This is a genomic window from Paraburkholderia phytofirmans PsJN (assembly GCF_000020125.1).
Lineage (GTDB): Bacteria > Pseudomonadota > Gammaproteobacteria > Burkholderiales > Burkholderiaceae > Paraburkholderia > Paraburkholderia phytofirmans.
The window spans coordinates 221,213-235,047 of record NC_010676.1 but is presented as its reverse complement, the minus strand read 5'-3'; the positions used below and the strand labels follow the sequence as shown (position 1 = coordinate 235,047).

At 63.8% G+C, this 13,835-nt stretch carries 11 protein-coding genes; 4 read left to right on the top strand and 7 right to left on the bottom strand.

What is annotated here, in order from left to right:
• Positions 1-13: 13 nt before the first annotated feature.
• From BPHYT_RS20820 to BPHYT_RS20795, 6 genes are all read right to left on the bottom strand, one after another.
• Positions 14-973, bottom strand: coding sequence for an ABC transporter permease (locus BPHYT_RS20820; RefSeq protein WP_012426085.1), 960 nt, complete (start codon positions 971-973; stop codon positions 14-16).
• 7 nt (positions 974-980) lie between these two features.
• Positions 981-2,480: a sugar ABC transporter ATP-binding protein gene (locus tag BPHYT_RS20815; protein ID WP_012426084.1), complete on the bottom strand. Its 1,500-nt coding sequence runs from the start codon at positions 2,478-2,480 to the stop codon at positions 981-983.
• An 18-nt stretch (positions 2,481-2,498) separates the two neighbouring features.
• Positions 2,499-3,527 (bottom strand): ABC transporter permease, encoded by a 1,029-nt coding sequence (locus BPHYT_RS20810; RefSeq protein ID WP_012426083.1) that lies wholly within the window; start codon positions 3,525-3,527, stop codon positions 2,499-2,501.
• On the bottom strand, positions 3,524-4,603 hold the full coding sequence (locus tag BPHYT_RS20805; RefSeq protein ID WP_012426082.1) for a sugar ABC transporter substrate-binding protein: 1,080 nt from the start codon (positions 4,601-4,603) through the stop codon (positions 3,524-3,526). Before BPHYT_RS20805 ends, BPHYT_RS20810 begins: the two co-directional genes overlap by 4 nt.
• Before the next feature lie 126 nt (positions 4,604-4,729).
• Positions 4,730-6,403, bottom strand: coding sequence for a GMC family oxidoreductase (locus tag BPHYT_RS20800; protein ID WP_012426081.1), 1,674 nt, complete (start codon positions 6,401-6,403; stop codon positions 4,730-4,732).
• Between the two features lie 95 nt (positions 6,404-6,498).
• A complete protein-coding gene (locus tag BPHYT_RS20795) occupies positions 6,499-8,007 on the bottom strand; it encodes an aldehyde dehydrogenase family protein (RefSeq protein WP_012426080.1) in 1,509 nt (502 codons plus the stop codon).
• Positions 8,008-8,220: 213 nt separating this feature from the next.
• On the opposite strand from BPHYT_RS20795, the gene BPHYT_RS20790 reads away from it, so the two are divergent.
• The gene (locus BPHYT_RS20790; protein WP_012426079.1) at positions 8,221-8,904 is read left to right on the top strand and encodes a TetR/AcrR family transcriptional regulator; all 684 of its coding nucleotides are present in this window, start codon (positions 8,221-8,223) and stop codon (positions 8,902-8,904) included.
• Between the two features lie 55 nt (positions 8,905-8,959).
• Here BPHYT_RS20790 and BPHYT_RS20785 read toward each other — a convergent pair whose 3' ends face one another.
• Positions 8,960-10,522, bottom strand: a complete 1,563-nt coding sequence (locus BPHYT_RS20785; protein ID WP_012426078.1) for an acyl CoA:acetate/3-ketoacid CoA transferase — start codon at positions 10,520-10,522, stop codon at positions 8,960-8,962.
• A 213-nt stretch (positions 10,523-10,735) separates the two neighbouring features.
• Here BPHYT_RS20785 and BPHYT_RS20780 point away from each other — a divergent pair, with 213 nt between their 5' ends.
• The 3 genes from BPHYT_RS20780 to BPHYT_RS20770 are packed head-to-tail and all read left to right on the top strand — an operon-like array spanning position 10,736 to position 13,834.
• Positions 10,736-11,881: an acyl-CoA dehydrogenase family protein gene (locus BPHYT_RS20780; RefSeq protein WP_012426077.1), complete on the top strand. Its 1,146-nt coding sequence runs from the start codon at positions 10,736-10,738 to the stop codon at positions 11,879-11,881.
• Entirely contained in the window at positions 11,878-12,657 is a 780-nt protein-coding gene (locus BPHYT_RS20775; protein WP_012426076.1) for a 3-ketoacyl-ACP reductase, read from the top strand. The genes BPHYT_RS20780 and BPHYT_RS20775 overlap by 4 nt, the downstream gene beginning before the upstream one ends.
• A 7-nt stretch (positions 12,658-12,664) precedes the next feature.
• Positions 12,665-13,834 (top strand): dihydrodipicolinate synthase family protein, encoded by a 1,170-nt coding sequence (locus BPHYT_RS20770; protein WP_012426075.1) that lies wholly within the window; start codon positions 12,665-12,667, stop codon positions 13,832-13,834.
• The last annotated feature ends 1 nt before the right edge of the window (position 13,835 follow it).

Below are 13,835 nucleotides of genomic sequence, written 5' to 3'. Positions count from 1 at the left end.
ATGCCTTCAGCGCTCACTTGATGATCAACACTTTCGAGCGATCGAACGCCACCGTCACCGCGACGATCAGAATCACGCCGAACACGATCTGCTGCGCAAACACACTGATCCCGACAAACGTCATACCGACCCGCGCGACCGACACCAGCAGCGCGCCAATCAGTGTCCGGCCGACGCCGCCCGCGCCGCCCGTCAACGCAGTCCCGCCGACGATCACCGCGGCAATAGCGGGCAACAGGAACTGGTCGGCGAGCGTCGGCGATCCGCTACCCAACCGCCCCGCCATGATGACGCCCGCGAGCCCGGCAAACAGCGACGACGTCGCGAATACGAGGCAGCGCGTCACCGGCACACGCACGCCCGATGCAATCGCGGCCGGTTCACCCGCGCCGATCGCGTCGACGTGCCGCCCGAACACCGTCGAACGATGCAGGAACACGCACAGCAGGAAGACCACCAGCGCGAGCATGATTTCATGCGGCATGCCGAACGAAGAGCCCGTGGTCCAGCCGAGCGACGCGTTGCGCATCTCGTCGCTGATGCCGATCGAGCGCGTCCCCGACAGTGTCAGCGCAGCGGCCGACGCGATCCCGCCGACCGCCAGCGTCGCGATGAACGACGGAATGCGCAGCACGGTTTGAATCACGCCGCTCAGCAGTCCAATCCCGAACGACGCCGCTAGCGCCACCACCGCGGCCCACGCACCGTAACGCGGCAACAACATCGCCACGATCACACTGGAAAGCGAAGCCACCGCCTGCAACGACAGATCGATACTGCCCAGCAGCACGACAAAGGTCGTGCCGGCCGCCATGATGAACAGCGTCGAGCTGTCAGCAAGCAGGCCGAGCTGCGTCGACGGCGCGAGGAACGTGGGCTGCGCGATCTCGATCAGCAGATACAGCGCGATGAGCGCGATGAACGGCGCGTTGTCGCCGAGACGTGCTTTCAGTGATGCATTCATTTGTGCCATGTTGCCCTCACACCATGTGTTCGACGACGTCGATCTGCGACGGCTTGTGGCCGACTTCGCACGCGAGAATCTTCTGCGCGCGTCCGTCGCGCATCACCATCACGCGATGACTCAGGCCAAGAATTTCTTCGAGCGTGTCGCCCGTCAGCACGACCGCCACGCCTTCCGCCGTCAGTTCGCGAATCAGTTGATAGACCTCTTCTTTCGCACCCACGTCGAGGCCGCGAGTCGGATGATCCAGCACGAGAATGCGGCTGCCCGCAAAGCGCCACTTCGCCAGCACGACCTTCTGCTGATTGCCGCCCGACAGATTGCGGCACGACGCAGAGGGGCCGGGCGTCTTGATGTGCAAACGCTCGATCCATTCATTGGCGACCGCGCGCTCGCTGCGCTTGTTGACCACGCCGCTGCGGCTCACTGCGGCTAGGCGCGGCAGCGTCAGATTCTCGGCTACGCTCATCTGCGTGACGAGTCCCTCGACCTTGCGTTCGCGCGGCACGTAGCCGATGCCGAGCGAAACCGCATGCGTGGCCTGCGCACGCAAGCGCGTTTCGCCGACCAGCACCTCGCCCGCGTCGAGCGATTCCAACCCGGCAATCACGCGGCACAACTCCTCGCGCCCCGAACCGACCACGCCGGCCACGCCGAACACCTCACCGCAATGCACGTCGAACGACACGCCCTTCAGCGTATGGCCGAGCGACGCGTTGCGCACCGACAGCGCGACTTCGCCGCGGCATGGCTTCTGCAAGTTCTCGCGATAGTACTGGCCGTCCATCGTGCGGCCGACCATCAGTTCGTGCAGTTGTCCGACCGATGCATCCGCCGACGCCATGCCGGCGACCACCTTGCCGTCCTTCATCACATAGACGCGGTCGCTCAGCGACAACAGTTCGTCGAGCCGGTGCGAGACGAATACGAACGACGCGCGCGCCTTCAACTCGCGCACAAGACGAAACAGGATCTCGATCTCCGCTGCTTCGAGCACCGAGGTCGGCTCGTCGAGCAGGATGACCGGCATGCCGTCGGTATGGCTCGCGAGCGACAGCGCCTTGGCGAGTTCGACCATCTGCCGCTGGCCGAAGGTCAAGTCTTCGCATAACGTCAGCGGATCGATATCGAGGTGCACGGTGGCCAGTTCGGCTATCGCGGCACGCTTGAGCTTTGTCCAGTTGACGCGGCCGAGCGTGAGAAACGGCTCTTCCCGGCCGAGAAACAGATTTTCCGCCACCGTCAGATTCGGCAGGATCGACTGCTCCTGATAGACCATCGCAATGCCTTCCGAGGTGGCATCGCGCGGATTCTTGATGACGAGCGGTTTGCCGTCGCGCAGAATCTCGCCCGAGTCCTGGCGGTAGCCGCCGGTCAGCAGTTTCATCAGCGTGGATTTGCCCGCGCCGTTTTCGCCGATCAGACCGACGATCTCGTTCGGCCGGATTTCGATAGACACGTCGTTAAGCGCCAGCACGCCGGGGAAACGCTTGGTGACGTTCCTGAGAGTGAGCATCGTGATGTCTCCGTTGCGTTACTTGACGATACGGCGGCGCGAGCGATTCAGCGCCAGCGTCACGGCGACGATGATCAGCACGCCCTGAATGCCCTGCTGCACATACGGCGGCACGCCGAGCAACACCATGCCGTTGGCGAGCACGACCACCACCAGCGTGCCGATCAGCGTGTTGAGCGGACCACCGTTGCCGCCCGCGAGCGACGTGCCGCCCACCACGATCGCGGTGATCGCGACGAACAGTTGGCCGTCGGCGATCATTGCGTGACCTTGCCCATACTGCGCGACCGCGAGAATGCCGGCCACGCCGTAGAACGCGCCGGCAAGCGCGAACACGGCTATGCGCACGCGCGAGATCCGTACGCCGCTCAGCCGCGCCAGATCCTCACCGCCGCCGATCGCGAGCGTATGGCGGCCGAGAATCGTATGGCGGTGCACGAACCACGCGAGCCCGAGCGCCAGCACGCCGATCCACACCGACAGCGGCAGACCGAAGTAGCGCGTGATCGAAATCGCGCGCAACGCCGTGTCGCTCACGCGGATCGTGTTGCCCGACAGCACGGCCGTGCCGATCCCGGTCGCCACGAAGCCGACCGCGAGCGTGGTGATGAACGACGGGATGCGCAGAAACACGTGCAACACGCCGTTGGCCAGCCCCAGCACCACGCCCGCCGCGACGCCGATGGCCAGCACCCACAGGCCGAAGTGGTTGTCGTTGTACGAGTTCTCGACCAGCATCGACACGGCGATCGCCGCCACCGCGACAATTCCTTCCGCCGACAGATCGATGCTGCCGAGCTGAATCACGAACGTGCCGCCCAGCGCGATCGTCAACGGAATCACGGCGGCAATCGCGATCCGCGACAGGTTCATCGGGTCGAAAAAGTCATGATTGAGCACGCCGATGCACAGGCCCAGCGCCATCAGCACGAGCAACGGCGAGTAACGCCGCAGCAGTGCCCGCACGGCTGCGGGGCCGTGCACGGACGCGGGGGATCGAGCGGCCTGAACGGCGTGCCGGGAAGGAGTCGCGGTGAGCTTGTTCATCGATACACCACTGGCCCCGCAACGCGGGCATAAAGGTTGTTCCATTCCGCCTTCGGAGACGCGGCGCGCGCGATCACGTCCTGAACGTTGGTCTTCGTGACGAACGTCGCGGTGCAGAACGACTCACGGCGGTCCTTGGGCAGCGTCGCCAGGTCGATCTTCTTCTCCTTCGCCTGGAGCCCCATCGAGAGGCCGATGCCGCCGAGCCAGAACGGGTCCCAATCGACCGATGCAACCAGCTCGCCGCTCTTGATCGCGACGAGCCCCGGCTGGGTCCCGTCCATGCCAGTGACCGGAATCTGACCGGCGAGACCTTCGGCGCGCAAAGCTTCGATCGCGCCGAGCGCCATGTCGTCGTTCGCGGCCCACACGCCCTTGATCTTCGAATTGAAGCGCGTCATCCACGCCTGCATGATGGGAAACGCCTTCTGGGAATTCCAGTCGGCGACCTGGAAATCGAGCAACTGGATGCCTGGGAACTTCTTCAACGCTGCATCGAGCCCGGCCTTGCGCTCGATCGCCGGCACGTTGCTGAAGATACCGCCGAGCGCGACCACGCCGCCCTTGCCACCCATCGACTTGAAGAGCTGCGTGGCCGTTTCCTCGCCGTACGCGACGCCGTCGTATGAAAGATGCGCCACGTAGTTCGGGTTGTAATCCCACGGGTGCAAATCCTTCGGCTTGTTCCAGATCGTCGTGACATACGCGCCGGCCTTCGAACAGGCCTCGACGATCACGCGTGCATCGGCGGAATCGTTCGGGTCGACGTTGAGCACGAGATTGCCGCCGGTCTTCTGCAACAACGCCCGGATATCCGCGATGCCTTTCTCGGAACTGCCCTCTGTCGTGAGCGGCACATACGGCAGGCCGACGCTCTTCGCGAAGCTCTGCGCGCCCTTGTTGAATGCCGTGTAATACGGGTTGGTCAATGAACGGAACGAGCAGGCGAGCGTGGTCTGCCCCGCACCGAACGAGAGGCCGGACATGCCGCCGCCCGCCACGGCAAATGCCGCGCCCGCGCCAAGCTTGATGAAGTCGCGGCGTGATACGCCTGCGCGTTGATCCTGTCTGTTCATGATGTCTCCTCCGAGCAAAAGCGCCCTCCGATCAGGGCATTTATAAATAACCGGATATTTACGCTATGCAAAAGGTACGTGAACGTTTCGCGTACCTTTCCTGGTCTTGCTTGCGCTATCGCGGCGTCAAACCGCAGCCGCGGCGGACTCGCGCGCGACGCGTCCTGACGTGCTCGCGAGCGCGCCCTTCACGGCCGCAGGTTGCGCTGCCAACCCGCGAATCAGATCGGCGGCCTTTTCCGCGATCATCAGCGTGGGCGCATTCGTATTCGAACTGACGATGCGTGGCATCACCGACGAATCCGCGACACGCAAACCTTCAATGCCGCGCACACGCAGTTGCGGATCGACGACCGACATCTCGTCCACGCCCATCTTGCAGGTGCCGACCGGGTGGTAGCCCGTGCGCCCGTACTGCTGCGCGTAGGTCTCATATTCAGCCTGCGTGCGCACCAGGCCACCCGGGAAATGCTCGCTCCGGATGTACTTGCGCAGCGCGTGCTGGCTCATGATTTCGCGGCTCTGCCGAATGCCGTCGACGGCCACCTTCAGGTCGTACGGATCGCGAATGTAGGCCGGATCGATCAGCGGCGCATCGGCGGGATCGGCGCTGTGCAACGTCACGCTGCCGCGGCTGCGCGGACGCAGGAAGTACGAGTTCAACGTGCAACCCGAACCGGACGGCACGGGCGGCACGCCGGCCTCAACGCCCGCGCCCGGCAGGAAATGGAATTGCAGATCGGGCGTCGGCACGCTGCTATCCGAATACCAGAACGCGCCGCCTTCGGCGATATTCGAGGTCACCGGTCCCTTGTTGAACAGTTTGTACTCGAGGCCGGCGAGCAGCATCATGTGCTTTTTCGCGTACTTGTCGAGGCTATAAGGGCCGTTCAATTCGTAGACGATGTCGATGTCGAAGTGGTCCTGCAAATTTTGCCCGACGCCGTTCAACGCGTGCACCGGCTTCACACCGACGCGCTCCAGATCTTCGGCGCGGCCGATTCCGGAGAGCATCAACAGTTTCGGCGAACCGATCGCACCAGCCGTCACGATCACCTCGCGTTCGGCGCGCGCAATCGTTACGTTCGCGCGCTCGCCGCGCGGCGCAAACTCGACACCGACGGCGCGGCCCTTCTCGATCACGATGCGCGACACGAGGCAGTCCGTGCGGACCGTGAGATTGGGGCGCGAGCGCGCATCACGCAGATAACCCACCGCCGCGCTGCAGCGTTTGCCGCTGCGCTGCGTGACCTGGTACACACCCACGCCTTCCTGCTGCGCGCCGTTGAAATCGCTGTTGTACGGCATGCCGGCTTCCTGACCTGCCAGCACGAACGCCTTGGTCAATTCGTTGACGCTGATGAGATCGGACACGCCGAGCGGGCCGCCCACGCCGTGATATTCGTTGCACAGGCGCTCGTTGTCTTCCATGCGGCGCAGGTAGGGCAGCACGCCGTCGCGAAAGCCCCAGCCGGTGCAACCGTCGCGTTCCCAGCCGTCGTAGTCGGCAGGCTGGCCGCGTGTGTAGACCATCGCGTTGATCGAGCCGCCGCCGCCGAGCACGCGGCCTTGCGCGAACGGAATCTGGCGGCGCTGCGTGTGCTCGGCCGCCGTCGTGCGATAGCCCCAGGTCAACGGACCGCCCGTCATCTTGAAGAAGCCGACGGGCATGTGGATATACGGATCGGTATCGGCGGGGCCGGCTTCGAGCAACAGCACACGGTTGCCGGCGTCCTCGGTCAGACGCGCCGCCAGCGCACAACCCGCCGCGCCGCCACCCACGATCACATAGTCATACATTGCTGTCTCCGATACGGTTTTCTACGATCACACGCTGCGCGTGATCCGGATGTTGCGTGCGGCTCTTGACGGCCGCTTCATGGATTCGACGGCTGTTACGCGATCCATCGCGGCCGCTTGCCGAGTTGGACGTGCACCGACTTCAGTTCCGTGTATTCCTCCACGCCATAGCGGCCCGTTTCACGGCCGATGCCCGACTGCTTCACACCGCCTATCGGCATTTCCGGTCCGCCGGTGATCGTGCAGTTCACCCAGATGCGGCCCGCCTGAACCTCGCGGAAGCTGCTGATCGCGCCTTGCAGATCGCGCGTCCAGATGCTGGCGGCGAGACCATAAGGCACACCGTTCGCCAACTGGATCGCTTCTTCGAAAGTATCGAACGATGTGACCGACAGCACCGGGCCGAAGATCTCTTCCTGCGCCAGCGCGCTCTGCGGCTGCACGTTGCGGAATAGCGTCGGCTGGATAAAGAAGCGTTCGCCGTGGCTGGTCGACTCGCCGCCGTGAACCAGTTGCGCGCCGTCACGCCGGCCCGCGTCGATGAAGCCACGAATCTTGTCGAACTGACGTGCTTCAACGATTGCGCCGACATGGTTCGATGCATCGAGCGGATCGCCAACACGCACTTTCTCGAACACAGCCTTCACGCGCGCGACGAGTTCCTCTTCCACCGAGCGGTGCACGACGAGCCGGCTGCCCGATACGCAGCACTGTCCGGCGTTAAAGCAGATGCCGAAGGCAATGGCGTCGGCGGCATCGTCGAGATCGGCATCCGCGAAAACGATTTGCGGATTCTTGCCGCCGAGTTCCAATCCGACCTTCTTCATGTTGCCGCCGGCAGCCGCGAGAACCGAGCGGCCTACGGGCGTCGAACCGGTAAACGACATCATGTCGACGTCCATATGCTCGGCGAGCGCCTGGCCGACCACCGCGCCGAGACCCGTCACCACGTTCACGACGCCGTCGGGCAAGCCTGCTTCGGTCAGCAAGGCGGCAAGTTTCAACGTGGTAGTCGAAGTGAGCTCAGCCGGTTTGACGACAGCCGTGCAGCCCGCCGCAAGCACGAACGGCAGGCGCTCGGAAAGAATGAAGAACGGAAAATTCCATGGCGTGACAATGCCGACAACTCCAATCGGTTGACGCACCGTCAAGCCGAACAGATCGGCGCCGAGCGTGTCGTGCGAATCGCCATGCACGACACGCGCGAGACCGGCCGCATATTCCCAGATGCCCGCGGCCGCGTTGATCTCGCCGCGCGACTGCCCGATCGGCTTGCCGCTTTCCAGCGTTTCCAGATACGCCAGCGTCTCCACTTTGTCGCGGATCAGACGCGCCGTTTTCAGCAGCACCGTGGCGCGCTGCTCGCCCGACAGGCGGGACCAGCGGCCGTCGTCGAAGGCACGGCGCGCACTGGCGACCGCTGCGTTCAGATCGTCGACGCAGGCGCGCGGCGTGGCCGTGACCGGCACGCCGTGGCCCGGGCTCTTGCGCGTGACGAACTCGCCGGTGTTGCCGGCGTAGTCCTTGCCGTCGATAAACATCGGCGTGCGCAGCGGCTCCGCCGGAAGACGAAGCGTTGCCGCGAGTTCATTCAAATTGCTCATTCGTGTCTCCAGAGTTTGCATTCAAACGGGCGCTGAAACGCGCGCCGCGCGCGCGGGAACCCGCTTCGGCAAGACCATGCTTTTGTCATTTTTGGCGCCCATTCTGCACCATCCGGTTACTTCCTCGCAATGCCTTTTTGGTCTATAGTCGCTGACACGACAGCAGATCGACCGACTCAGTTTCCTCACACATTTTTCCTGCGACCAGCCAACATGACTCTCGCGAGCACGCCCCCCGGCCGGGCATTGAAAACGGCCAAAGCCGGCGCCACGCAACCGCCCCGTCAACGCGACCCCGAGGTCACCCGGGCCCGCATTCTCGAAGCCGCCAAGAAAGAGTTCGCCAAACTCGGCCTCGCCGGCGCACGCGTCGAAGCCATCGCGACGCGCGCCAAGGCTAACAAGCGGATGATCTATCACTACTTCGGCAGCAAGGAGGAGTTGTTCCAGGCCGTGCTCGAAGATGCCTACGCCGACATCCGCTCCGCCGAACTGAAGCTGAACCTCGACCACCTGTCTCCCGAAGACGCGATCGTCGCGCTCACCACGCACACGTGGAACTACTACCTGAAGAACCCCGAGTTCATGACGCTCGTGAACAGCGAGAACCTTCACAAGGCGCGCCATGTGAAAAAGTCCGAACGGTTCAAGGAACTGCATCATGGCTTCATCTCGATGTTGCAACGCATAATCGATCGCGGCGTCGAAGCGGGCGTGTTTCGCGCGGGCGTCGATGCACGGCAACTGCATATCACCATGGCGGCGGTCGGCTACTATTACCTGACCAATCGCTTCACGAGCGGTGTGATCTTCGACATCGACTTCATGAGCAAAGAGGCTTTGAAGAACCGCCTCGACTTCAATATCGAAACCGTTCTGCGCCTGCTGCGCCCCTGATCGCCGCGATGACTGAAGCGTCCGGATGCGACGCTTCATGTCATAGCGAGCCGCGTCAGGCCACTTTTGCGTGCGCTTCATTTGCGTCAACTTCATTTGCGTCAACTTCGCGTGCTTCATTTTTGCCTTGCGCCAACAGCGCCTCGTCGACGAGCGGGCGGAACGACATACGCGCCAGCACATCACGCTCCACGTCGACGCCTTGCGCCACTTCGATCAAACGCACGCCACTCTCTTCGAGACGGAACACTGCGCGCTCCGTCACATACAACACTTCCTGCTTCGCGATCCGCGCCTGTTCGCCGCTGAACGTAACGTGCTGCACGCGCTCCACGAGCTTCGGCACGCTGCCGTGCGACACGATCTTCACGCCCGCGCCCGCCTTTTCGACCTGCAAGCCTTTCGCTTCGAAACTGCCGCAGAAAACGATCTTGCGCGCGCCCTGCGTGATGTCGATGAAGCCACCCGGCCCCACCACCGTCGCGCCGAGCTTCGACACGTTGATGTTGCCTTCGCCATCCATTTCGCCCATGCCGAGGAACGTGATGTCGACGCCGCCGCCGCTATAAAAATCGAACTGATCGACGCTCGAAAGAATCGCTTCGGCGTTACGCGCGGTGCCGAACATCGGCCCGTCGAGCATTGCGCCGTTGTGAATGCCCTGCTCGACCGAGCCCCAGAACGTGCCGAGCCGGCCCTGTTGCGCGAGCACGCCGGGAATGCCGCCCGGAATGCCGAAGCCGAAATTCGCCGACTGTCCCGCATGCAATTCCTGCGCGGCGCGCGCGGCGATGATGTAGCGGATGCCCGTGGGCGTTTCGTAGAAACCGTCGTCGATCGGGCTCAGTGATTCGCCGCTCAGCGCCGGGTCGTAATCGGCAACCACGCATTGCACCTGCTCCCGTGCCGCGACGAGCGTATCGACGAGAATGCCAGGAATGCGCACGAGCCGAGCCGGCACATAGCCCTGCGTGGTGCGCTCCTTGACCTGGACAATCACGCGGCCGCCGCTGTTATGAGCGGCGAGCGCGGCAGCGTAGGTGTCGAGATCGGCAGGCTCGCGGCGCAGCGTGACGTTGCCGTTCGCATCGGCCGACGAGCCGCGTACGATCGCGAAATCCACCTTGAACGGTTTGTAGCGCAGGTATTCGCGCCCATCCAGCTCGATCAGTTCGACCAGTTCCTCACTGGCGCGCGCGTTGATCTTGCCGCCGTCTAAACGCGGATCGACGAAGGTGCGCAAACCGACATGCGTGACGAGCCCCGGCCGCCCCGCGCCGATTTCGCGCAGCAGCGTGGAAATCGCACCGGCGGGAAAACTGTAGGCCTCGAACGCGTTGTCTTTCGCCATCTGCTGCATGGCCGGCGACCAGCTCCAATGTCCGCCGATCACGCGCCGCACCATGCCGGCATGCGCAAAACGTGAGAGTCCGCTGCTCTTGCCATCGCCGATGCCGAGCGCGTGAACCACCGTCAAGTCACGCGGATGGCCCGTCTGAAGAAAGCGCTGTTCGAGCGCCGCCAGCACGGCGTCCGGTTCGAGCAGACCGCCGCCGGAACCGGCCAGCGCGATGGTCGCCCCGTCGAAAATTTGCTCGGCCGCTGCGGCGGCATCCATCCATTTATCCAAACCATCCTCCACTCAGATCGGCGTCAAACCTCGTTGACAGCGGCGATTCGTTGGTCTTAAATAACGAACCAGTTGGTTACTTGTTGCCAATGTTGGCACATGAAATCACGTAATTCAAGTGGCGATGCGCGAGGCTCGGGTTTACCTGAACGAGCCCGGTCAGACGCAAAAACAGGTACCGATCGATACGATGGAGACAGCATGAAACTCTCAGACACGCACCAGCAGATTCGCGAAACCACGCGCCGTTTCGCGCAGGAAGTGATTCGTCCGATCACGGAAGAACTGGATCGCGACGAGCGCTTTCCGGCCGAGATCTACACGCAGATGGGCGAGTTGGGCCTGTTCGGCATCACCGTTCCGGAAGCTTTCGGTGGCGCCGGCCTCGATGTCACGGCGTACGCGCTGGTGATGGAGGAACTGTCGCGCGGTTACGCGTCGGTGGCGGATCAATGCGGTCTGCTCGAACTGGTCGGCACACTGCTTTCGGTGCACGGCACCGACTCGCAGCGCGCGAAATACATGCAGCCGCTGCTGCGCGCGAAGCTGCGTCCCGCGTACTGCATCACCGAAGCGGACGCCGGCACCGACGTGTCGGGCATCCGCACGACTGCGATGCGCACGCCGGACGGCTGGGAGCTCAGCGGCGCGAAACTGTGGATTCACAACGCGCCGGTCGCGGACGTCGCGTTCGTGCTCGCGCGCACCGATCCCGCCGCGGGCCGGCGCGGCATGAGCATCTTTATCGTGGACTGCGCGCTCGCCGGTGTGTCGAAAGGCGCGAAGGAACACAAGATGGGCCAGCGCGCGTCGCAGGTCGGGGAACTGCATTTCGATCGCGTTAAGCTGCCGCAAGACGCGCTGCTCGGCCAGGAAGGCCGCGGCTTTCACATCATGATGAGCGTGCTCGACAAGGGGCGCGTGGGCATTGCGGCACTCGCCGTCGGCATCGCGCAGGCGGGCCTCGAAGCCGCACTCGATTACGCGCAGACACGCAAGCAGTTCGGCAGCCATATCGCCGAATTCCAGGGCATTCAGTGGATGCTTGCGGACATGGCGACCGACATCCAGGCCGCGCGACTGCTTGTGCACGATGCGGCGGAACGGCTCGAAGCGGGTGAACGCGCGAGCATTGCGTGTTCGATGGCGAAGTGTTTCGCGGGCGATACCGCCGTCAAGCATAGCGCGAACGCCGTGCAGATTTTCGGCGGCAGTGGCTACATTCGCGGCTATGAAGTCGAGCGCCTGTATCGCGACGCGAAGATCACGCAGATCTACGAAGGCACCAACCAGATTCAACGCACTATCGTCGCGCGCGATCTGATCGCCAATGGAGCCACGCTATGAGTGCGCGTCCCATTGCTCTCGTCACGGGCAGCCGGCGTGGCATCGGCCGCGCGATCGCCGTCGAACTCGGGCTTGCGGGCTTCGACGTCGCGTTGACCGATGCAGCGGCATCGCAGGAACTCGAAGACGCCGTGCGCGAGGTCGAACGAACCGGTGCGCGTGCAATCGCGCTCATCTCGGATCTCGCCGACATCGACTCGCACACCGGCACTTTGCGTGAGATCGAAGCCACGCTCGACGGCCAGATCGATTGCCTCGTGAACAACGCGGGCGTCTCGGTAATGTCGCGCGGCGATCTGCTCGACGTCACGCCGGAGAGTTTCGACCGTTGTATCGCGGTGAATACGCGGGGCACGTTCTTCCTCACGCAGGCCTTCGCGAAACACTGCCTCGCGCGCTCCGGCGGCGCTGTCGCGCCGCATCCTTCTGTCATCACAATCACTTCGTCGAACGCAATCGCGGCGTCGCCGTTGCGCGGCGAATACTGCGTGTCCAAAGCCGGACTTTCCATGGCGAACACGTTGTTCTCGCTGCGCCTCGCCGAACACGGCATCAGCGTGTACGAAGTGCAGCCCGGCCTGATCGAGACCGAAATGACGGCGCCGTCCCGCGCGCGCTACGACGCGCAGATCGAGCAAGGGCTCACCGCGATCAAGCGCTGGGGCACACCGCAGGAAGTGGCGACCACCGTCCGCACGCTTGCAACGGGCGGGCTTCCCTATAGCGTCGGCCAGGCGATCCGTATCGACGGCGGCCTGCTCGTCACCAAATACTGAGCTGCATATGAACCTGTCTATCAAACTTCCGGCCGCGTCCGGCACGATGGAAACATATCGCGTAGAAGGCGCGCCGCTCGAGGTACGCTCGCCCGCGCGCGCTTTCAACCGCATCGCGTATTCCGCGGCGCACGTGGTAGCTGATCCGCTGCGCGCGGGCGAACTGAATGGCGCGCCCGCCATCGACTGGGAGCGCACGATCGCTTACCGGCGCTATCTGTTGCAGCAAGGTCTCGGCATCGCCGAAGCGATGGACACCGCGCAGCGCGGCATGGGCTTGCCGTGGAGCACCGCGCTCGAACTGATCACGCGCAGCATTGAGGGCACGCGCGACATTCCGGGCGCGGCCATCGCGTCGGGTTGCGGCACGGACCACATTGCGCCCGCTTCGGTCACGAACTGCGATCAGGTGATCCGCGCGTATGCCGAGCAACTCGAGGCAGTGCAGCGCGTGGGCGGCCGCGTGATCCTGATGGCGAGCCGCGCGCTCGCGCGGGTTGCGCGCACGCCGGACGATTACCGGCGCGTGTATCGCGAAGTGCTCGCCATGTGCGATCAACCGGTGATTCTGCATTGGCTCGGCGAGATGTTCGACCCCGAACTCGCGGGCTACTGGGGCGCCAATGAATTTGCCGACGCGGCGCAGGTGTGTCTCGACATTATCGGCACGAGTGCGTCCAAGGTCGACGGCATAAAGATCTCGCTGCTCGACGAGCAGAAAGAAATCGCGTTCCGTCAGCGCCTGCCGCACGGCGTAAAAATGTACACCGGCGACGACTTCAACTATCCCGCGCTGATCGCCGGAGACGGCATGCATTTCTCGCATGCTTTGCTCGGCATCTTCGACGCGATTGCGCCGGCCGCGTCGCAGGCATTGTCCGCGCTTGCCGCGAACGATCACGCCAGTTTCAACGCCTTGCTCGCGCCGACCGTGCCGCTTTCGCGCCACATCTTTCGCGCGCCGACGCAGTACTACAAGACGGGCGTGGTGTTCCTCGCGTACCTGAACGGCTTCCAGGATCACTTCTTCATGCCCGGCGGCCACCATGGCATGCGTCCGCCCGCCTACCTCGCCGACGTCTTCCGCCTCGCCGATCAAGCCCGGCTTCTGCGTGATCCCGCGGATGCCGTCGCGCGCATCTGCCGCGTCATGGCGCCCCTCGGTTGCGGAGACTGAC